The following is a 21778-nucleotide window of genomic DNA, read 5'->3' on the forward strand; positions in this document are numbered from 1 at the left end:
CTTAACAACCATTCCACTTAAAGCTAAAGTTTTCTTAAAAAATACACCGTCCCCTAAAGGTCGGTGTATTTCGTTTATCTCTATGCAGTTTGTTCGCCAACGCGTTTAATTTTCCCTTGTTGAATATATACAGACAGAATAGCAATATCCGCTGGGTTTACACCACTTACACGGCTTGCTTGTCCTAATGTAGACGGGTTAATTAATTTTAATCGGTCTCTAGCTTCTGTTGCAAGGTTACCAATCGCGTCCCAATCAATATTTTCTGGAATTTGTTTCTCTTCCATTGATCGCATTTTGTCTACTTTACGTACCGCTTTATTGATGTAGCCTTCGTATTTAATTTGAATTTCTACTTGTTCACCAACTTGACGGCTAAGTGGTCCTTCTTCACGTGGAACCAACGTTATTAAGTCGTGGTAACGAATCTCAGGTCGTTTAAGTAAATCACTTGCTAAGATACCATCTTTTAATGGCGTTGATCCGACACGTTCGAATAACTCATCTAATCCATCTGTATTAGGTGTCAAACGCACTTTACTTAGGCGCTTTAACTCTAATTCAACGAGTTCTTGTTTTTCTTTGAATCGATCGTAATGTTCTTCGTCGACTAAACCAATCTCGTGGCCAATTTCAGTTAGACGCATGTCCGCATTATCATGACGTAATAATAAGCGGTACTCTGCACGTGACGTAAGTAAACGATACGGTTCAGTCGTTCCTTTAGTCACCAAGTCATCAATCATCACACCGATATAAGCTTCGTTACGTTTTAAGATTAGTGGTTCTTTTCCTTGAACTTTAAGAGCTGCGTTAATTCCAGCAATAATACCTTGCCCTGCGGCTTCTTCGTAACCACTTGTTCCGTTCATTTGACCCGCTGTAAATAAACCAGGTAATGATTTTACTTCAAGCGTTAAGTCTAATTGATGCGGAACGACAACATCATACTCAATTGCATAGCCTGGACGCATTAATTTAGCATTTTCCATACCTTTTACAGTACGTAACATCTCAACTTGTACTTCTTCCGGCAATGATGTTGAAAGTCCTTGAACGTACATTTCTTTCGTATTAGCGCCTTCTGGTTCAATAAAGATTTGGTGGCGTGGTTTATCACTGAATCGAACGATTTTATCTTCGATCGAAGGACAGTAACGCGCTCCAACACCTTCAACCATACCACTAAACATTGGGGCACGGTGTAAGTTTGCTTGAATAATTTCATGTGTTTGAGCGTTTGTGTGCGTTAGCCAGCATGAAACACTTTCTTCTTTAAAATCTTCATCCGGTGTTAGGAATGAAAAGTGATTCGGCATTGTATCTCCAGGTTGTTCTTCAGTTTCTTCAAAGTTGACTGAATCTGCATGAATACGTGGTGGTGTTCCCGTTTTGAATCGTGCTAATTCTACACCTAATTCAAGTAAGTTTTCTGATAGTTTAATTGATGGTAATGTATTATTTGGTCCAGATGAATAGTTTAAATCACCAATGATAATCTTACCTCTCGATGATGTTCCAGCTGTTAAAACAACTGCATTAGCTAAATATTTCGCACCTGAGTTTGTGATAACACCTTTAACTTGCCCATCTTCTACAAATAACTCATTAACCATTCCTTGTTGTAAAGTTAAATTTTCAGTTTCTTCAAGTACTTCACGAATACTTTTAGCATATGTTTCTTTGTCTGCTTGCGCGCGTAAAGCTTGAACAGCTGGTCCTTTACTTGTGTTTAATAGACGCATTTGAATGTAAGTTTTATCGATATTTCGACCCATCTCGCCACCTAAAGCATCAATCTCTCGAACAACGACCCCTTTGGCTGGCCCACCAATTGATGGGTTACATGGCATAAATGCAATCATTTCTAAGTTTAATGTTAATAATAAGGTTTTACTTCCCATACGTGCTGCTGCTAAAGCTGCCTCTGATCCGGCATGTCCTGCTCCAACAACGATAACATCGTATTGTCCTGCTTCATAAATTTGCATAAATAACTCCTTTCTAATGATTCTTCTCTTCTTTAAATTCGACTGTATGGTCTACCAATTCTCCGTTTGTATCATAAGTAAATTTCGCTGAAAAATAAGGTGTGTGTTTGACTAACCAATCTAAATAGATATAATCGCCTTCCCACGTTGGTTTTGACATTACTTTGTCATAAGGTACCCATTCCAGGGTTCCTTCATCACACTCTTCAAGTAATTCACCTTCGAATTCTGTAACGACATAGACAAAACTATACCAATCTTCCCCATCGTGTTTGAAATCCGGAAACGTAAGAAAGCCTCTTAAATCAAGCTTCGTTGCTGTTAATCCTGTCTCTTCTTTAATCTCACGGATCGCACATTCCTCAGGTGTTTCACCTGCTTCGAATTTGCCCCCGACACTAATCCATTTTCCTTCATGGATGTCATTGGGTTTCTTATTTCGATGCAGTAATAAGATGTCTGATCCATTATCAATGTAACAAATTGTTGATAGTTTGGTCATGATATCGTTGTCCTCTCTATGTTTACTTACCTAAACAGAATTGACTGAATAATTTAGTTAATAATTCGTCTTGAACTGAATCGCCAGTAATTTCACCAAGTAAATCCCACGCTCGTGTAAAGTCCATTTGAATTAAATCAACTGGTAACATCATGTCTGTGGAATCAAGTACTTCATCAAGTGAGCTGATTGCTTGGCGAAGTAGTTCAGTATGTCGTGTATTTAGTAGGTAATTCACATCACCTGATTTAATCTCACCACTAAAGAAACGCTGTTCAATTTGTGCTTCTAACTCATCGATTCCTGATTCCTCAAGCATCGATGTCGCTATAAGATCGGCATTTTGAATGTAAGGTGCTAAGTTTTCGTGAGTTAATACTGGATCCAAATCTTGCTTGTTAAGTAAGATGATACGGTTTTGATCCTTAGTTAAGTCAAGGAGTTCAATGTCAACAGGTTGTAATGATTGAGCTTGGTTCAAGATTAAGATAACAAGATCTGCTTCTTCCATAACTTTACGGCTACGTTCGACACCAATTCGTTCAACAACTTCATCAGTTTGACGAATCCCGGCTGTATCAATCAAGCGCAGTGGTACACCGCGAACGTTAACATATTCTTCAATCGTATCACGTGTTGTTCCTTCAATATCGGTTACGATTGCTTTTTCTAACCCTGTTAAACGGTTGAGTAAACTTGATTTACCGACGTTCGGTCGTCCAATAATCGCTGTGTTTATCCCGTCTCGGAACAAGCGTCCATGTTGAGCTTGATGTAATATTTTTTGAATTTGTTCTTTAACATGTTGTGCTGTTTCGTTTAATTGTTTCAACGACATTTCTTCAACATCATCATATTCTGGATAATCAATTGTTACTTCGACTTGCGCTAGTGTATTCAACATGTCTTGGCGTAATGAACGGATTTTCGTTGATAAACTTCCTTGTAATTGGTTCATCGACGCATCCATTGCTTTATCTGTTTTCGCTTGGATTAAATCCATAACAGCTTCGGCTTGTGATAAGTCAATTCTTCCATTGAGGAAAGCACGTTTTGAAAACTCTCCTGGTTCTGCGAGTCTTGCACCATTTGCTAGAACAGCTTCAAGTACTCTTTGGATTGCCATAATCCCACCATGTGAGTTTATCTCAACGCTGTCTTCTGTCGTGTAAGACCTTGGCGCCTTTAATACACTCACCATGACTTCATCGATGATTTTATTTGTCTGAGGATCTATGATGTGTCCGTAGTTTATTGTATGCGAATCAACTTTAGTTAAATTCTTACCTTTGAAGATTTTATTAGCAATTTCGACTGCTTCATCTCCACTTAATCTGACAATCCCAATAGCACTTTCACCTAGTGCTGTCGCGATTGCTGCAATTGTATCTGTTGTATACATTGAATAACTCCTTTCTAATTATGCTCACAAAAAAAATGCCTAAACTCCCCCTATATGCATGATTTGTCCATGTTAATATACGGTTCGTAAGCACTTTGACTGCTACTACATTCAATTTCTTAAGCATTATACAAGATTCATTTGAATATTGCAAATAGTTTTGAATGGATAAAGTGAAAATAGATGAATAGTTTTATATTCCTCCAGCTGGCATCATTTTAATCATTATGTTTGATTTTTTATATGGCAAACTAAAATTATGATAGTAGACACCTCGGTGACTACTGTGTGTTAGCCACTTTCTATAGAGTGATTTCTAAAATAACTTCAGCAAGCGCACCTTTTTCACCGATAAAGTAATCTGGTCTTCGTTTGATAACAATAAGTTCCGATGATACTTTTCTATTAAGTGGATAAAGATTTTTAGTGTTAAATATTCCATAATACACCTCCAATATAGAGATACGTAGAAAATGTCAATTTTCATTATTGATTTTCATAAAGTCTTACCTATCTCTCAGCTGAATATCATTTACCTTCCTATCAATAGCGTGATAGAATAAGGATGAATAGAGAAGAGGTGAGTTTTATGAATAAGTTTGAATATATATACTTAGATATTGAAAAGAAAATTAAAGAAAACATTTATCCGGTAGGTTCACTCCTTCCAGGTGAAATTTCGTTGGCGACCGAATACAATGTTTCTCGTGAAACTATTCGTAAAGCGCAACGGATGTTATCAGATAGTGGATATATCTTTAAAAAACAAGGTCACGGTTCCATTGTTTTAGACTATCGCCGTTTCGCTTTACCTATCAGTGGTTTAGTAAGTTATAAAGAATTAAGCGAGGAAAATAATTTTTCAAGCACCACTCAAGTCATAAAAAATGATATTGTCTCAGTACCAGACTTTATAATGAAAGATGTGAAGATGAGTACAAAGGAGACTTTCATTCATCTGATTCGAACGCGTTCGATAGATGGGGAAGTTGTTATTATTGATGAAGATTATATACGTCGAAGTGTTGTGCGCGAAATCCCAAATGAGTTTGCTGAAGATTCAATCTACCAATATATTGAAGGTGAGCTGGGATTAAACATCGGATTTGCATCAAAAGAGTTTATCGGCGAGCCTGCGGATGCTTTAGATATAGAGTTCTTAAAGCTTAAACCAGAAGAATATACGATTACAGTCAGAAGCCAAGTATTTTTGAAAGACGCAACTTTCTTTCAATATACCATTTCGCATCATCGTATCGATCGTTTTCGTTTCCAAGAATTCGCACCACGTCATAATCGTTTCATAAATCAATGATTAATTATTATCATATTGCTTAAAAGGAGTTAATTAATGTTTAAAAATCAAAACTTACGATGGGGCTTACTTGTGATCATTGTACTGGGAGTTACTTTCGTTATGTACCTTAATTACGTAAGTGACGGGGAAACGAATGAAATTCCCACAACAGAAACATTGACATCAAATATAAGTTCGGATGAAGACGATGACGTTAGCTCTGAAGAAAGCGTGGAATCAAGTTCGGAAGAAGTATCGATTTCGATGATTGATCTCGAATCGAGTGCAGATGTAGATACGACCAATCAAAACGAACGGATAGCTGTTGTACCAAATCAAAGTAGTGAGACTGAAGAAACCAGTGATTCTGAACAGGCTTCAAGTGAGGTGGAAGAAACTAGCGAATCTGAGCAAGTTTCTAGTGAATCATCGGTAAGTAGTTCCGATGATCCAAGCCAGGATGATGAAACTCAAGATAACTATTTAGATATTGCCCTTGCCTTTGATGATATTTATCAAGTTGATTTGATGGCAGAAAACGGTATCGAACCCTTAGAACTTGATGATTACAACAATATGGCAGATGTGATTGATCAGACACTCGCTGAATTTAATGTTAATTCATCTGAGATTAGCTTAGCGTATTATGACTTCCATAATGAAGAACATTATTACCTTAATCAAAATGAATTGATTACTGCTGCCAGTATTACAAAAGTGCCTCTTGCTGCTTTGTATATAGATTTAATTGAAGCAGATATCCATAATTTAAATACGGAACTTGAGTACCGTGAAGCGCTATTTGAGCGAGGTGCTGGAAATATTACCAATGGGCCCTTAGAGAGTCGTTACACCATCGAAGAACTAATTACTGAAGCGATCACGAATTCAGATAATACAGCAATGAATATATTAAAAACAGAATATGACAAAGAATTTGGTAATTTCCGAGAAGACATTCTAGACTTTGCTAATATTGATGATAAGCCTGAGGCTTACTTATCCAGCAATGTCAGTTCAGCTTATATCATGGAACAAGTATTAATTAAGATAGCCCAAGATGATACATATAATGGGCTGATTAATTTGATGCTTGAGACAAGTCCTACGCAATTATTCACGGCTTATGTTAATAACGACATGATGGCCAATAAGTTTGGTCGCTATGAGCGTTCAGTGAATGATAGTGGTATATATTATGAAAATAACCAGCCACAATATGCATTAGTCATACTTACTGATGATGTCAGTAATGCGGATCAATTTTTAGAAGTGATGAACTTACGTGTAAACCAATGGTTTAGATCACAATATCTATAAAAAAAAAGCGGAAATGAGACAACGTTGTCTCATTTCCGCTTTTTTTTTAAATACTTAATTCAATTATTGAATTGAGTTTGCTGTAGTTCCTGCACTTTGTGTCTCACCTGTTGTAGCTGATTCATCTATTGAAGATGCATTTGCACCTGATTCACTTGTCTCAATAGATTCGGTTGATTCAACAACCTCTTCTAAAGGCTCTGTTATTGTACTAACTTGATAAATTCCATTGGTAGGATATTCAAGTGTATCTGGTAACATACCACTATTGTTTACCGTTAAACGTACTTGATCAGTATTAAAGAAATTCCCAAGTGTCGTTATAATTGAAGCAATCACTGCTTGCTCCGAAGTTTCATGACTGTTAAGAACCGCCACAACGCCTGGTGAGAAGTCAATGATGACAACTCCTTGATCAATACTCACAGATTGAACTGTGATTGTATCATCTAAAATACCCATCTCTTTGAACACACTATCAAATGCGCTCGCAAAATCTCCATTAGTTTGCCATGCGAATGAAGCTTCACTCGCTTCAACCAACGCTTCGTCAGTAGTCGGCACCATGACTTCAATCGTATTGATTATTCGGTTCTCATGATAGATAGCTTGAATCTGCCACACTTGCGTTATGGCACCTGTCTCGTCAATTTCAACCGTCGCGACAAGCCCTTCACCTTGAGCATAATACTCTTTAAGTTCGCCTGCTTGATGTGTTGATGTCACTTCGATGACGTTCTCTAATTCACCAGCTGGGAAAATCGCTTGGCTAAAGATAGCCGTAATCGCACTGGTTGTCTCATCATCACGTTGCCAGCTTGTCCCTATTTGAAGTGGAGACTGTAATAATAGTTCCGTATCTTGCATGGATTGACTATTAATTTCTGTCAAATGACTTGCATATGGATTGATTTCTGTACTTTTTAACAATCGCGTTATTTGTGAATCATCCCAGCTATAAATACTAACAAGAGGTGTTTCGTTATCAACACGCGCTTCAACTTGCATCATACTTAATGCGTCATCAAGGTAGTTCGGGTAATCAACGCGAGAAGTTGCTCCATTACTATATTGTTTGATTTGATACATTACATTAGGTAAGTAATCCGTTAGATTCAATTGAACAGTTTCTTCTAGTGGTACCCATTCACTCGTATCAAAAGTTGTTAATATATTGGTGTCTTCAGTCGCAGTATCCTCTTCATTAGCAACAGATTCCCCTACTTCTCCTTCAGTTGATTCTGTAGCGCCTTCAGTCTGATCGCCATCTTGGTTTTGTCGTTTCTCTTCAATAATACTTTGGTTTTCTTCGCTTAAGTTGATCATAGGTTCACTCGCACATCCGACGAGTAAGAAAGCGATTGAGCTTAAAATAAGTTGTTTTAATTTCATATATATTCACATTCGTCTCCTCAAAATAGTAATTTCATTATAGCATAGTCTGCTTCATTGAGTAGGGAATGTAAGGAATTTAACGGATAATTTTATAGTAGCAAGTATCTTACATTAGCTTTATTAAATACTTAATTGTAAAAAGTACTCTCTTGGGCTAGAATGGTCATTGAAACATAATTACTAGGAGGCTTATATATGGTTAAAATTGGAGTTATTACAGGTAGTACACGTAACTCACGTGTGAATTTACAAGTTGCAGAATGGATTTTAGAATTTGCTAAAGAGAATAACGCAAACGCAGAATTCGAATTATTAGATATTAAAGAGTTTGATCTTCCACGCTTTGACGAAGTAATTCCACCAGTTGCAACAGATGATCGTCCAAATCCGAATGTTAAAAAATGGTCTGATAAAGTTAAAGGCTTAGATGGATTCATCTTTGTTACACCAGAATACAATAAAGCTGTTACAGGTGGATTAAAAGACGCTATTGACTATTTAGCTAGCGAGTTCTTTCACAAATCAGCAGGTATCGTATCTTACGGTGGACAATTAGGTATTAGCGCAAGTGTTATGATGCGTCCAATGTTAGGTAACTTAAAAGTGGCTGTTGTTGGCCCACAAGTTACATTCAGTATGAATACTGACTTTGAACAAATGAGTACGTTCAAACCAGCTGACTACCATAAGGACTCAGTTAACAATATGTTAAACGACGTTGTAAGTTGGGCAGAGGCTTTACAAACTGTACGTAATAAATAATTTATAAGAAGGAGCTGTTATCACAAAAGTTGATGACAGCTTCTTTTTTATATTAAAATACGTATGATTAAGGTAAACTACAATAAAAGGAGTGAATGCATAGAATGAAACTTTTAATGTTACATGGTGTGAATCATAACCTCTTTGGAAAACGAGATCCAAAACAATATGGCACCATCACACTCGAAGAAATTAACCGTGAGATAAATATACTCGCTGACAATTTAAATATTGAGGTAGAAACATATCAAACGAATCATGAAGGAGAAATGGTCGAGAAAATACACGAGGCTTTCTTACAAGAGATTGATGCGGTTGTTATTAATGCAGGCGCTTGGACGCATTATAGCTATGCTATTCGAGACGCTTTGGAGATACTAACAGTTCCAGTTGTCGAGATACATATGTCCAATGTCTACGCTCGAGAAGACTTTCGTAAAGAATCAGTTTTTTCTGATATAGTTACTGGTCAATTGTCTGGCTTTGGAATGGATAGTTATTTATTAGGAATCAGGGCAGCTATCAATGCTAGCCTAAAAAAATAAACACACAATTATGCCTTAAGTATCGGCATAATTGTGTGTTTTTAAAATAAAAAAACAGAACTACTAACAGTTCTGTGGTAGATGGATGCCGATGTATACATAAAAATACGAGAGGTTTTGGGGGGCTTCTCATATTCGAACAAAATCGTCATCAATTTATATATATTATAAAGAAAATATTCCTTAAGGAAAAGAATATGCTATTTTTGTCTGAGACACGTTGGTCATGTCTCATTACAAATATAATAACATCACTTATAATTATTTGCAACAGTTTTACTCTCTGTTTTACTTATTAAAATATGTTTTCACAGCGTTTACATACAGATTAATATAACAGTTATAAGTAAAATTGAAACAGGTTATTATTTTTATTAATACATTTTTAAAAGCGCTCATCACATTTATAAGGTGACAAGCGCTTTTAAAATTTATAATTTTTCTTTAATTTGATCAGTTTGGTCAATTTCTCGGATAATACGAGCTGGAGTACCCATTACTAATGAATTAGGTGGGATATCTCGTGTTACAACACTACCGGCTCCTATGACGCAACCATCACCAATCTCAACGCCTGGCATCACAGCAACATGAGCCCCTATCCAAACATTGTCCCCAACAATAATTGGAGATGCTTTCTCAAGACCGATATTTCGACTCGCATAATCAAGTGCATGATCAGCAGTGTAAAACCCACTATTGGGACCAATGAAGACATTGTTTCCAATAGTAATGCTCCCACCATCCATGAAGTAGGCGTTACTATTAATAAAGACATCACGTCCAATATTTGTGAGAGAACCATAATCACAAATCATTGGGCTGATGATTTCAACGCCTTCTAACTTTTGATTAAATAGCTTTTCTTGTATTTCTAGACGCTTTGCTACATCCAATGGCGACGTTTGGTTTAATTGGAAGCATAAATCTTGAGCGATTCTACGTTCCTCAACAATTTCTTGATCGTAATTAGCATCATACCATTCGCCATTTAACATTTTTTCACGTTCTGTCATTACAGTCCTCCTCAAATCAGTCACTTATTTTATTAAAAATGCGACTGTTTCATAAGCTTTTAATGTGACTGTATCAGTCATTTCTTTTAATTGTCCGTTACCGATTAATTTCTTAGCAGACAAGCCTTTGAATTCTTCTGGTAATTGAATCTCAACTTCACCAGGATAGAAGTGGCTGATGACTAATAACTTTTCATCATCTAATTCACGCACGTAAGCCATAACATCAGGATGATCTAGTAGTAAGCCTTTGTAAGTCCCATCACTAATAACATCATGTTCGCGGCGTAACTTGATAAGTTCTTGATAATATTTAAATATCTTACCGTTAGCTAATTCATTCTTTGCATTCACTTCTTTATAGTTTGGTGCAACATTTAACCAAGGTTTTCCAGTTGTAAAACCAGCATGCTCACTATCGTCCCATTGAACTGGCGTACGCGCATTATCACGTGATTTCGATTGGACAATGTCTAATGCTTCTTCTTCGGATATTCCTTTGTCGAGAAGAATTTGGTAATTATTTAATGTCTCAATATCAACATATTCCTCAATCGATTCGTAATTTGGATTCGTCATCCCAAATTCTTCACCTTGAAAGATATACGGCGTCCCACGTAGAAATTGGATTGTTTGAGCTAACATCGTTGCAGTCTCATAAGGATAGTTTTCTACATCCCCAAAACGACTATTAGCTCGCGGTTGGTCATGGTTACTTAAAAACAATGCATTCCAGCCATTACCATCAGACATCCCAGTTTGCCATTCATCTAAAATTCGTTTCAACTCAATAAAGTCAAAGTCGGGATTACTCCATTTTTCTCCGTTTTCATAATCCACTTTAAGATGGTGGAAGTTGAAAATCATACTTAATTCTTCCTCTTCAGGATTTGTATAACGGACACCATTTGGCACATCGGTAGAAGACATCTCACCAACTGTAACAATATCTTCTCGCGCTCCAAACGATGCACGGTTCATTTCTTTTACCCATTCATGAACTTGTGGTGTATCAGTATAAAGTGATTTCTCTTGAGCTGAATTTGGTGCTTCACTGTCTACAAATTGAGTATCTTTACCGATCACATTCAATACATCGAAGCGAAAACCTTTTACCCCTTTATCTAACCAGAAATTCAATACTTTTTGTAATTCTTCTCGAACATTCGGGTTGTACCAATTTAAGTCTGCTTGATGAACATCATATAAATGCAAGTAATATAAATCAGTATCACCAAACGGTTCCCAAGCCGGTCCTCCAAATTTTGAATCCCAATTGGTTGGAAGAGACCCGTCTTCTTTAGCTGGCTCTAAGTAAAAGAAGTCTTGATAATACTTATCCCCTGCTAATGCTTTTTGAAACCACTCGTGTTCTGTTGACACATGATTGAATACCATATCCATCATCAAATCAATACCCCGTTTTTGGAGTTCTTCCATTAACTCATCAAAGTCAGCCATCGTTCCGTAATCAGGATTAATAGCTATATAATCACTCACGTCATAACCGTTGTCATATTGAGGCGACGGGTAGAATGGACTTGACCATATCATGTCAATTCCTAATTCTTTTAAGTAGTCCAATCGTTTAATAATTCCTTGAAGATCCCCATACCCATTTCCAGTCGTATCTTGGAATGATTTTGGATAAATTTGGTACATAACACGTTTTGATAATTTCATTAAATTATTCCTCCTGTAATAAAAGAGCAGCAAGTTATAAAATCAACTTGCTGCTTCTATTGCAATTATAGTCTTATTTATGCTTTTTTGTCTGATTTGTTGTTAAAGAATGGGATATCAAAGTCTAATCCAGCATCCGTTAAGAAGCCAACTTTATGGAAGATCAATGTCAGTACAAATGGTACTACTAAAGCGACTGCCATTGCAATCCAGAACCACATTTGAGAATCGATATGGATAACTAAGAATCCAGGTAATCCTCCGACACCAATCGCATTCGATTGAACGTTAAAGGTTGTTGAAATAAATCCTGCAATTCCTGATCCTAACATTGCTGCAATAAATGGGTAGATATACTTCAACGTTACCCCGAACATTGCAGGCTCTGTTACGCCTAAGAATGATGACACAGCTGATGGTATCGTAATTTGAGACTCATCTGCATCTTTACGTGTCAACCACCATACACCTAATACAGCTGAACCTTGAGCGATATTAGATAAAGCAATCATTGGCCATAATCCAGTTGTCCCTGTATCAGCAATTAATTGTGAATCGATTGCGTTAGACATATGGTGTAACCCTGTAATTACTAGTGGAGAATATAGTGCTCCAAATAAGAAACCAAAGAGTGATTTTAATGGACCAGATAGACCTGCTAATACAACGGTTGAAATTCCGTCACCAATCCACCAACCAATTGGACCTAACACTGTATGCGCTAGTATAACTGCTGGTAGTAATGCTAAGAACGGAACAAAAATCATCGAAATCATTTCTGGAATAACTCGACGCCAGAATTTCTCTAAATAACCTAATGCCAGTCCAGCTAACATTGCTGGAACAACTTGTGCTTGATATCCAATCATATCTAATTGTACAAAGCCGAAGTCCCATTGAGGTACTTCTCCTGTTGCTAGTGCATCTGCTGCACCGTAAGCATTAAGTAATTGTGGTGATACTAATGTAAGACCTAGCACAATACCTAGAATCTGTGTCGTACCCATCTTACGCGTTACTGCCCATGTAATACCTACTGGTAAGAAGTGGAATATTGCCTCACCTGGTAACCATAAGAAATGGTTGATTCCATTCCAGAATACAGATGATTCAGCAATCGTTTGTCCACCTAAACCGTCCCATGCAACACCTTCTAAAATATTACGGAAACCTAAGATAAGTCCCCCTACGATAATAGCTGGAATAATCGGTGCGAAAATTTCAGCTAAGAACGTCATCGCTCTTTGCCACCATGATTGGTTTGTTTCTGATGCTTGTTTCACATCCGCTTTTGAAGCTTCTGATACTCCAGAAATCGCCGCAAAGTCTTTATAAAATTCTGATACGTTATTACCAATAATTACTTGAAATTGACCTGCCTGCGTAAAGCTACCTTTTACAGATGGAATTGCCTCTATTGCCTGAATATCAGCTTCACTGGGATCTTTTAAAGCGAAACGCATACGTGTTGCACAGTGCGTTGCAGCATTAATATTATCAGATCCACCAATATGCTCTAATAGGGATTTTGCATCTTGTTCGAAATTTGCCATGTTCATCCTCCTTTGACTTGTCTATACATATTGTTTACATATTTCATTATATAATGAAAGCGGTTGATAATCAATACAAAAGCCTCCATATATGAAATGAATATGAATTAATTTTAATATAACGTAATAATAATGAAATAATTAATTATATAAAATCAATCAAAACAAAAACTACGAACGATTTAATAGGTTTCGTCCGTAGTTTTATGATTAATATATAAACCTAAATTCGTGGAGTAAAATTAATTGTTTGAATTGTCATTGATTACAGGCTCTTTTGATTTTTTAACGAGTAAGTTTATTACTTAGCAAGCTCCAAAGCTAACTCTACTTCATTTGTAATAATTCCATCAATATTTAACTCTAGAAACTTCTGAATATCTGCTTTTTCGTTCACAGTATACGTATTGATACCGATTCCGTATTGTTTACAATTTTCAATAATTTCTGGTGTAAGCTGAAGCGATACATAGACTGGATGATAATATTCTACATTATATTTACTGCAGTATCTTCCTGGTTCTAGTAAGTTAGCCACAGCTAAAAAGCCACATTTTAATGTATCATCCAAAGCTTTTACTTTCTTAATTGTGTCATGATTAAAAGATGAAAATATTACACGCTCTTGAAGTCCTCTTTCCTTAACTAGCATAACGGTTTTTTCAACAATACCTGGATAAGGTATGATAGATGTTTTAAATTCAATATTAACCATCATCTCTGTCGATTTAAACCAATCTAGAAATTCGCTCAAAGTTGGTATTTTTAGATTATCTTCAGTCGCATCATCAAGATTTTCCATTTGATTATCAAAAATAAATTCCTTTAACTCTGCCAACGTATGGTCTTTAATAAAACCTTCACCATTCGATGTTCGATTGATAATTTCATCGTGACAAATAACTACTTCTCCGTCTTTAGTTAACTGAATATCTAGTTCAACGCCATCTGCACCGTACTCAAGTGACTTCGTAAAGGCTAACATGGTATTCTCTGGATATTTCCCACTAAAACCTCGGTGTGCAATAATTTTACTCATTAGATTATAGAACCCCTTCCGTAGGTCGTTTTGTTAAAATTGTTTTTTCAGTACTTTTATCAAACAATAATGCCTTTGATAAATCAAGTTTTATGTGTACGTTACTATCAAACTGAATCATACGCGGTGGGTTGAAACGAGCGGCACAATCACGTCCAGATGATTTTAAATCAAAGTATAAGAATGTATCTGAACCAACTTGTTCCACATTTTTCGCCTTAACCGTCACAACCTCTGAATCATCTTGATTGTCTGCGTAGTGAATATCCTCCGGTCTAATACCTAAAAGAACATCTTGACCTGCCGCATCCACTGTAAGTCGATCGACTAACTCTTGTGGAAGTTGAATCTTTTTATCAAGGGTTTGGAAATATACGATGCTACTTTCTTTCAGTAACTTACCTTGTAACATATTCATTTGTGGGCTACCAATAAACTCTGCAACAAAAACATTCGCAGGGTTATAATATAAGTTCGCTGGTGTATCAAATTGTTCTACATTTCCTACACTCATGACAGCAATCCGTGTTCCCATTGTCATAGCCTCGGTTTGATCATGCGTTACATAAACAAAGGTAGTCTCTAACTTACGGTGTAAATTAACGATTTCTGAACGCATTGTAACACGTAGTTTTGCATCTAAATTAGATAAAGGTTCATCCAATAAGAATACCTTTGGATTACGCACCATTGCACGTCCCAATGCGACACGTTGACGTTGTCCACCAGATAATGATCCTGGTTTTTTATCGAGTAAGTCAGATAATTGTAATACCTCTGCTACTTCGTCTACACGTTTGTAACGGGTCTTCTTATTAACTCCTGTCATACGCAGAGCGAATCCTATATTATCACGAACAGTCATATGTGGGTATAATGCATATGATTGGAATACCATCGCAATATCACGTTCTTTCGGTGGAATATTATTCACTAAAGTATCACCTATATACATCTCACCTTCAGAAATCCCTTCAAGCCCAGCAATCATTCGTAAAGTTGTTGATTTACCACACCCAGAAGGACCTACTAATACAATAAATTCTTTATCTTCAATATTTAAATCAATATTTTTAACTGCTCTGTATCCATCTTCATAGACCTTTGCTACTTTTTTTAGTTGTAAATTTGCCATTATGTTTTTTTCTCCTTCAATAAGCCTATCCTTTAACTGCTCCTGATGTTAAACCTTTAATCATATTACGTTGTCCCACAATGAAAATTGCTAAACTTGGTAGCATACAAATAACTACACCAGCAACCATTAAAACTAATGATTGAGAATCAACGCTGTTGAGCATACTTATCCCTATTTGTACTGTACGATTTGAATCATCATTTGTGACTAATAGTGGCCACATGTACATATTCCATCCAGCTAGGAAGGATTGTACAGCCATCGCTCCAATTGTTGGTTTAATAAGCGGTAGAACCATCATAAAAGCAAATCTAAAATCGCTACATCCATCAATCTTAGCAGATTCATAGATCTCGTAAGGGAAATTTTCTAACGCCTGTACGCAAAGAAATATATTAAAAGCAGAAACAATAAATGGAATAATTAAAACCATAATTGAGTCCGTTAAGCCCCAACCAGACACCATTAAAAATTGTGAAATAATAACTGCTTCCCCAGGAATCATCATTGTCGATAAGATTAAACCATAAATAACCCCTTTTCCTTTAAAGTTTAAAAATCTAAACGCAAAAGCAGCTAAAACAGATGTCGTAATTTGTAGCAAAGTAATAGAGGAAGCCACAATTAATGAATTAAATATATAGCGACCAATCGGTGCAAGTTCGAACACTTCAATAAAATTCATCAGTGTTGGATTTTGTGGAAATAAGATACTGTTCGGGTCATAAAGTTCACTGGATGGCTTAATCGCCATAAGTAGTGCGTAAATTAAAGGAAACATGATAAATAACCAAGCAATAATATTCAAACTAACTAAAGCAAATCGTCCTAAACGACGACGACGTATATATTTCTTCTCGATAGAATTTGCTGATGCTTGCATTAATTATTTGCCCCCTTTCTAAATCTAAACATAATAATTGTTAAAACCATCACGATTAGGAATAATACAACAGATTCTGCTGAAGCAAAACCATATCGATAATTCATAAAAGCATTTCGATAAATATCATACACAATCACGTTGGTTGATTGGCCTGGTCCACCTTTAGTAAGGATGTTGATTTGGCCGAATCCTTGGAATGCATTAATGACATTTGTTACGATGACGAAAAATAACGTTGGTTTCAATGATGGTAAGGTAATAAATAGAAATTTTTGTAAGCCGTTCGCCCCATCAATTGATCCACTTTCATATAACGATTCATCAATACTTGCTAAGCCAGAACTAAAATATAAAAAGTTCATCCCACTATTCAACCATCCAGTTAATATACCCACTGCTAAGAGTGCTGTATCTGGATTTGCTAAATAGTTAGTAAATGTGCCTAATACACGGTTTACAATTCCAACTGTTGGATTCAACATCACTTGGAAAATCATTGCCATCCCTGCTGAAGCAATCGCCATCGGCATTGCATAACTGGCACTAAAGAATTTAATACCTGGGAAAGTCTTTTGACATAATAAAGCGGTTAGAAATCCAATAATGACTCCAACAATTACAACAATCAAAACAAAATGCAATGTGACTAACACACTATTCCAAAAACTTGAACTTGTCAGTAATTCTTGATAGTTTCCTATTCCTAGAAATTCTGCATTCGCACCTAAATTATTCGTTAAAAATAGACTTCTATAAATTGTTTGAATAAATGGCCAAAACATAAATAAACATAAAATAACAATAGCTGGTAATAAATAGCCAAAGCCTTTTATCCGATCAATTAAAGAACGCTCTTCTTTAATGATTTTTACTTGTTCCATATATTTCTCCTTGTCTTTCAGAAATAAAATAAAAGCTGGACACACCAAATTGGTATGTACCCAGCTTTTTGAACCTTTCAACAATTATTGATTAGCAGCGTTGTAGTTTTCTAAAGCTGCATTTACTTGATCAGCCATTGATTGCGCTGCAGCAGCTGGATCTGATGCACCATTTAAAACATTTTCTAATTCAGTTTCATAAATTTGACGTGCTTCTTGGTTTACACCAGATAGTGCACCTTGTGATTCTGGAGTTGATTCATGTAATTGATCAATAGCAGTTTGAAATTGTGGGAATTCAGCTAAGTTATCTTGGAATACTTGCTCTTCATGAGTTGCTGTTGTGATTGGGAAGTATCCTGTATCACGGTTCCATTTGGCTTGTGATTCTGGTGAAATTAAGAATTCTATAAATTCCCAAGTAGCATCTTTTTTAGTATCATCTTCAGAGTCAATCATCCATAATGAAGCTCCACCAATTGAAACGCCACCTTGGTCCTCTTCAGTTACTCCTGGGAAGTATGCTGTACCAACTTCAAAACGTCCGTCTACTTCTGTTAAAATTTGACGTAAACTTGCAGTTGATCCTAAAGTAATTGCCGATTGTCCAGCAACAAATTCTGCTTGACCACCTGTACGACCTACGTTAGGTAAAGCACCCGATTCCATTCCTTCTAACCAAGTTGATACAATGTTTTCCATTACTCCATTATCAACAAATACAGTTTCAGTCGGAGCTCCTTCACGGCCATTTCCGTTGTTGTATATGTCTGCTTCTTGTTTAGAGAACCACTGTTCCATATACCAACCATAGATTTGTAATGACATTGGCATTGCAGCACCAGCTTCTTGAAGTTGAGGTGCAATTTCCATAATTTCTTCTAATGAAGATGGTGCTTCTTCGATACCTGCTGCTTCAAAAAGATCAGCATTATAATACATTAGAGGTGTAGAAGAGTTGAAAGGCATTGAGTTTAACTGATCATCAATTGTATAGTAGGCAGCTAAATTTGGTTCGATTTGAGAGATATCATAACCACTTGCATCAATATACTCTTGAACAGGAACTGATAAACCTGAGTCAATCATAAATGTTGTACCTAATTCAAATACTTGAACGATATCCGCTCCTACTTCAGAACCTGAAGCTGATGAACGTAATTTTGTTAATGCTTCATCATAAGTACCTTGGTATTGTGCGTTAACAGTAATTCCATCTTGTGACTCATTAAATTCATCAACAAGTGATTGTAAAGCTTCACCAGCACTACCACCCATAGCGTGCCAAAAAACTAATTCAACGGGCTCTTGAGCGCTAACACCCATAGTAGTCAAACCAAAATTACCAACAAATAATAATGCAATAGCTATCAAAGCAACAATCTTCTTAATTGTATTCAAAATACAATCCTCCTAATATTTTTTTTAGAAACTGATTAACAATCAATTCATTTCCAAATAGAATCATACCTATCTCTTATTAATTTCTTGTAAAGATTACGTAAATTTTGTCATTTCTATGTAAAGATTGTGTAAATTTTATGTGAAGTAATATTATTGCTATAATTATGTTTATATATAGATTGATCGAACCCACATTTAAGCCTTTAAAAGAAAAAAGCCCTGTAAGCTTTTCGCTTACAGGGCCTGTCTATTTAACTTATTTATATTCTACTACTAAGTAGCGATTTGGTTCTTTGCCTTCTGAATGCGTTTTGACGTGAGCAATTCTTGCCAAATGAGCATGAATTTGTTTACGTTCATATGAAGGTAAAGGATCTAAAATAACTGATTGTCTTGTCTCTAAGACTTCATCTGCGGTACGTTGTGCAATTTGTCTTAATACACTTGCACGGCGATCACGATAATCCCCAACATTCAATAAGATTGATGTACGGCGACGGTATAAGCTTTGGAAGTAAGTTTGCGATAAAATTTGAAGAGAATTAATAATTTTACCGTGCTTTCCAATAACTAAACCTGATTTATCTGTATCAATATTAAACATCACTTGTGAACGAGATATTTCAAACGTAATTTCCGCTTCGGCACCATATGACTTAATAACGTCTTGAATATAGTTAGCGACTTGCTGACTAGCTTCTTCAATCGTCATCTTCTCTGGTTGATTATCTTCATTTAAATCAGTGACTTCTTTTGCTACAGTTGGAGTTATTGGCTCTTTTGCTTCAACAACTGGCTCTTTTTTACGTTTAGGTTTTGGTTCAACTACTTTTTCAACAATCGGTTGTTCGATGATTGGTTCTTGAACTATTTCAGTCACTGGTACAACATCGTCTACTGGTTCTTCTACCACTTCAGTTGTAACAATGTCTTCATCAACTTCTACAATCATCTCATCAAGTTCTACTGGAGCATCTTGAATTTCTGCTTTTGCTTTTTGCTCTTCTTCTAATTGTTCAGTAATTTCTGATAATGATAAGTTATTTTTAGCTGTTACTTCAACAATAGCGTCTTGCTTACCAAAACCAAAAAGACCTTTTTTACCTTCACTTATGACATGAATTTCTGCTTCAGAACGTGAGATGTTCAGTTCGGCTAATGCTTTTTCGATTGCTTTATCAACCGTCTCAGCTCTAACAGTTGTACTGTGTTCTAACATCGTATCTTCCTTTCGAGGCTTCTATTTCTTCTTACCAGTGGCGCGTCTTAATTGACGTTTTAATTCACGTTGTTTTTCTTTTTCTGCTTCAACTTTTGCTTCACGCTCAGCAATAATTTTATATGGATTATTGAAGACGAATGTTTGTCCTAATGTGAAGGCATTTGAGATTACCCAGTATAAAGCAATCGCACTTGGTAAAGTAAGTCCTATCATTAAGATCATTAATGGAGAAACAAATGTCATACTTTTCGTCATTGTATTTTGAACTGGATTACTCTTCATTGAGAAGTATGTCGTTGCAAATGTTAATAACGCTGCAATTACAGGTAAGACAAAGTATGGATCGGGTTGACCTAAGTTCATCCATAAGAAGTTACCTTGACGTAATTCTTCAGTTCTCAAGATAGCTTGGTAAAGACCCATCATTACTGGTAATTGAATTAACATTGGTAAACAACCAGCAAACTGATTCACACCACGATCTTGCATTAAAGCTTGTTGTTCTTCTTGCATCGCTTCCATTGAAGCGCGGTCTTTGTTAGGGTACTTAGCCTTAATTTCATCTAATTCTGGCTGTAGTTCTTGTGTTTTACGTTGTGATTTAATTTGCATTTGGAATAGTGGTAACAATAATGCACGAATAATAATCGTAAAGACTGCAATACCTAATGGATAACTACCACCAAATAGATTAGATAACCAAACAATAAATTGCGACAAGTTATAGATTACATATCGATCCCATAATCCAGTACTCTCTGCATTCACTGCATCTTGGGTTGAACCACACGCTGTCAGTATAACTACAAATCCTACCAATAATAGGACTTTAAGCCATTTATTATACTTTTTCATTGACGCCTCCTACTTTTTATTTATTATTGGATTCTTCTTGTCAAGAATCCCCGCAATGTTCATTACGTGAATAATCGAGCTTTTTACTTCGTGGAAAGTCTTTGGTTGAATATCTTTTCGTGCGATTAAAAGAAAATCAATATCTTGTTGAATCGCAGGTTTCAATTCTAACAAAGCCTGTCGAATGTAGCGTTTAACTTGATTTCTTTCAACAGCATTACCAATCTTTTTACCAACCGATAATCCGACACGAAAATGTGCTTGTTCTGGTTTCGGATAAACATAAAGCACTAACTGCCGATTAGCTACAGATTTCCCTTCGTGAAATACTCGTTGAAATTCATATTCTTTTTTTACACGATAATCTTTTCTCACAAACTTCCCCTCATTTATCTAAATTCTTGACATTCACTGCCTTTCATTATAGCGAATATTCAACTAAAAGAAAAACGGTTTCTGTCGCTTCATCTATATTAATATAAAAAAAAGCAAGCATTCATCAAATTCAACGATCTATTCGCTAAATTAGATGAATGCTTGCATTTAAAAATCATATCATTAAGCTGATATTTTCTTGCGTCCTTTTAGACGACGACGTTTTAAAACATTACGTCCGTTTTTAGTACTCATTCTCTTACGGAATCCATGTACTCTACTACGTTTACGTTTCTTTGGTTGATAAGTTCTTTTTGGCATGGTATTCACCTCCTAATTGCAATTTGTGTACAATACTCAAATATTTTATAGAAGTTACGGATGAATGTCAAGGTATTAATGTATCTTTTTATAAACATTTTATGAATATTATTTTATCCACAGCGAATTTCTTATTTAGTTATGCACAAACTTATGCACAGCACATTTAATCTTGTGCATAAGTTGTTTTT

The 21778-nt window shown here is 36.0% G+C and carries 20 protein-coding genes; 4 read left to right on the forward strand and 16 right to left on the reverse strand.

The genetic code is table 11. The features are described 5' to 3' along the window. Positions 1 to 80 precede the first annotated feature (80 nt). Genes mnmG through mnmE form a run of 3 tightly spaced genes read right to left on the reverse strand, consistent with a single transcriptional unit; the run spans position 81 to position 3895 of the window. Positions 81 to 1991: a tRNA uridine-5-carboxymethylaminomethyl(34) synthesis enzyme MnmG gene (gene mnmG / locus HYQ40_09240; protein ID MBZ6527961.1), complete on the reverse strand. Its 1911-nt coding sequence runs from the start codon at positions 1989 to 1991 to the stop codon at positions 81 to 83. Positions 1992 to 2004: 13 nt separating this feature from the next. Next, on the reverse strand, positions 2005 to 2493 hold the full coding sequence (locus tag HYQ40_09245) for an 8-oxo-dGTP diphosphatase (GenBank protein ID MBZ6527962.1): 489 nt from the start codon (positions 2491 to 2493) through the stop codon (positions 2005 to 2007). A 22-nt stretch (positions 2494 to 2515) separates the two neighbouring features. Further along, the gene (gene mnmE / locus HYQ40_09250) at positions 2516 to 3895 is read right to left on the reverse strand and encodes a tRNA uridine-5-carboxymethylaminomethyl(34) synthesis GTPase MnmE (protein MBZ6527963.1); all 1380 of its coding nucleotides are present in this window, start codon (positions 3893 to 3895) and stop codon (positions 2516 to 2518) included. Positions 3896 to 4484: 589 nt separating this feature from the next. On the opposite strand from mnmE, the gene treR reads away from it, so the two are divergent. Continuing rightward, the gene (treR, locus tag HYQ40_09255; protein ID MBZ6527964.1) at positions 4485 to 5210 is read left to right on the forward strand and encodes a trehalose operon repressor; all 726 of its coding nucleotides are present in this window, start codon (positions 4485 to 4487) and stop codon (positions 5208 to 5210) included. Between the two features lie 36 nt (positions 5211 to 5246). Continuing rightward, positions 5247 to 6512 (forward strand): serine hydrolase, encoded by a 1266-nt coding sequence (locus HYQ40_09260; GenBank protein ID MBZ6527965.1) that lies wholly within the window; start codon positions 5247 to 5249, stop codon positions 6510 to 6512. 63 nt (positions 6513 to 6575) lie between these two features. Here the strand turns inward: HYQ40_09260 and HYQ40_09265 are convergent, their stop codons facing one another. Then, a complete protein-coding gene (locus HYQ40_09265) occupies positions 6576 to 7904 on the reverse strand; it encodes a GerMN domain-containing protein (GenBank protein ID MBZ6527966.1) in 1329 nt (442 codons plus the stop codon). A gap of 198 nt (positions 7905 to 8102) precedes the next feature. On the opposite strand from HYQ40_09265, the gene HYQ40_09270 reads away from it, so the two are divergent. Together HYQ40_09270 and aroQ are read left to right on the forward strand one after the other, a co-directional pair. Beyond that, positions 8103 to 8669 (forward strand): NAD(P)H-dependent oxidoreductase, encoded by a 567-nt coding sequence (locus HYQ40_09270; protein ID MBZ6527967.1) that lies wholly within the window; start codon positions 8103 to 8105, stop codon positions 8667 to 8669. Between the two features lie 104 nt (positions 8670 to 8773). Continuing rightward, positions 8774 to 9214 (forward strand): type II 3-dehydroquinate dehydratase, encoded by a 441-nt coding sequence (aroQ, locus tag HYQ40_09275; protein MBZ6527968.1) that lies wholly within the window; start codon positions 8774 to 8776, stop codon positions 9212 to 9214. A gap of 431 nt (positions 9215 to 9645) precedes the next feature. Here the strand turns inward: aroQ and HYQ40_09280 are convergent, their stop codons facing one another. The 12 genes from HYQ40_09280 to rpmH form a co-directional block, all read right to left on the reverse strand. Next, positions 9646 to 10230, reverse strand: a complete 585-nt coding sequence (locus HYQ40_09280; GenBank protein MBZ6527969.1) for a sugar O-acetyltransferase — start codon at positions 10228 to 10230, stop codon at positions 9646 to 9648. 24 nt (positions 10231 to 10254) lie between these two features. Then, entirely contained in the window at positions 10255 to 11913 is a 1659-nt protein-coding gene (gene treC, locus HYQ40_09285; protein MBZ6527970.1) for an alpha,alpha-phosphotrehalase, read from the reverse strand. Between the two features lie 77 nt (positions 11914 to 11990). Next, positions 11991 to 13466, reverse strand: a complete 1476-nt coding sequence (gene treP / locus HYQ40_09290; GenBank protein MBZ6527971.1) for a PTS system trehalose-specific EIIBC component — start codon at positions 13464 to 13466, stop codon at positions 11991 to 11993. 301 nt (positions 13467 to 13767) lie between these two features. Further along, positions 13768 to 14505, reverse strand: a complete 738-nt coding sequence (locus HYQ40_09295) for a glycerophosphodiester phosphodiesterase (GenBank protein ID MBZ6527972.1) — start codon at positions 14503 to 14505, stop codon at positions 13768 to 13770. 4 nt (positions 14506 to 14509) lie between these two features. Further along, positions 14510 to 15640, reverse strand: a complete 1131-nt coding sequence (locus HYQ40_09300; GenBank protein ID MBZ6527973.1) for an ABC transporter ATP-binding protein — start codon at positions 15638 to 15640, stop codon at positions 14510 to 14512. A gap of 25 nt (positions 15641 to 15665) precedes the next feature. Then, on the reverse strand, positions 15666 to 16526 hold the full coding sequence (locus HYQ40_09305) for a carbohydrate ABC transporter permease (protein ID MBZ6527974.1): 861 nt from the start codon (positions 16524 to 16526) through the stop codon (positions 15666 to 15668). Further along, positions 16526 to 17410, reverse strand: coding sequence for a sugar ABC transporter permease (locus tag HYQ40_09310; GenBank protein MBZ6527975.1), 885 nt, complete (start codon positions 17408 to 17410; stop codon positions 16526 to 16528). The genes HYQ40_09305 and HYQ40_09310 overlap by 1 nt, the downstream gene beginning before the upstream one ends. 84 nt (positions 17411 to 17494) lie before the next feature. Next, complete coding sequence (locus tag HYQ40_09315) at positions 17495 to 18736, reverse strand: ABC transporter substrate-binding protein (GenBank protein MBZ6527976.1); 1242 nt, start codon at positions 18734 to 18736, stop codon at positions 17495 to 17497. A 334-nt stretch (positions 18737 to 19070) separates the two neighbouring features. After that, positions 19071 to 20033, reverse strand: a complete 963-nt coding sequence (locus HYQ40_09320) for a Jag N-terminal domain-containing protein (protein MBZ6527977.1) — start codon at positions 20031 to 20033, stop codon at positions 19071 to 19073. Between the two features lie 21 nt (positions 20034 to 20054). After that, on the reverse strand, positions 20055 to 20891 hold the full coding sequence (gene yidC / locus HYQ40_09325) for a membrane protein insertase YidC (GenBank protein MBZ6527978.1): 837 nt from the start codon (positions 20889 to 20891) through the stop codon (positions 20055 to 20057). Between the two features lie 9 nt (positions 20892 to 20900). Then, positions 20901 to 21266: a ribonuclease P protein component gene (gene rnpA / locus HYQ40_09330; protein ID MBZ6527979.1), complete on the reverse strand. Its 366-nt coding sequence runs from the start codon at positions 21264 to 21266 to the stop codon at positions 20901 to 20903. Between the two features lie 183 nt (positions 21267 to 21449). Beyond that, positions 21450 to 21587 (reverse strand): 50S ribosomal protein L34, encoded by a 138-nt coding sequence (rpmH, locus tag HYQ40_09335; GenBank protein ID MBZ6527980.1) that lies wholly within the window; start codon positions 21585 to 21587, stop codon positions 21450 to 21452. Positions 21588 to 21778 lie beyond the last annotated feature (191 nt).

The organism is Aerococcaceae bacterium DSM 111021 (assembly GCA_020112395.1).
Taxonomy (GTDB): domain Bacteria; phylum Bacillota; class Bacilli; order Lactobacillales; family Aerococcaceae; genus Ruoffia.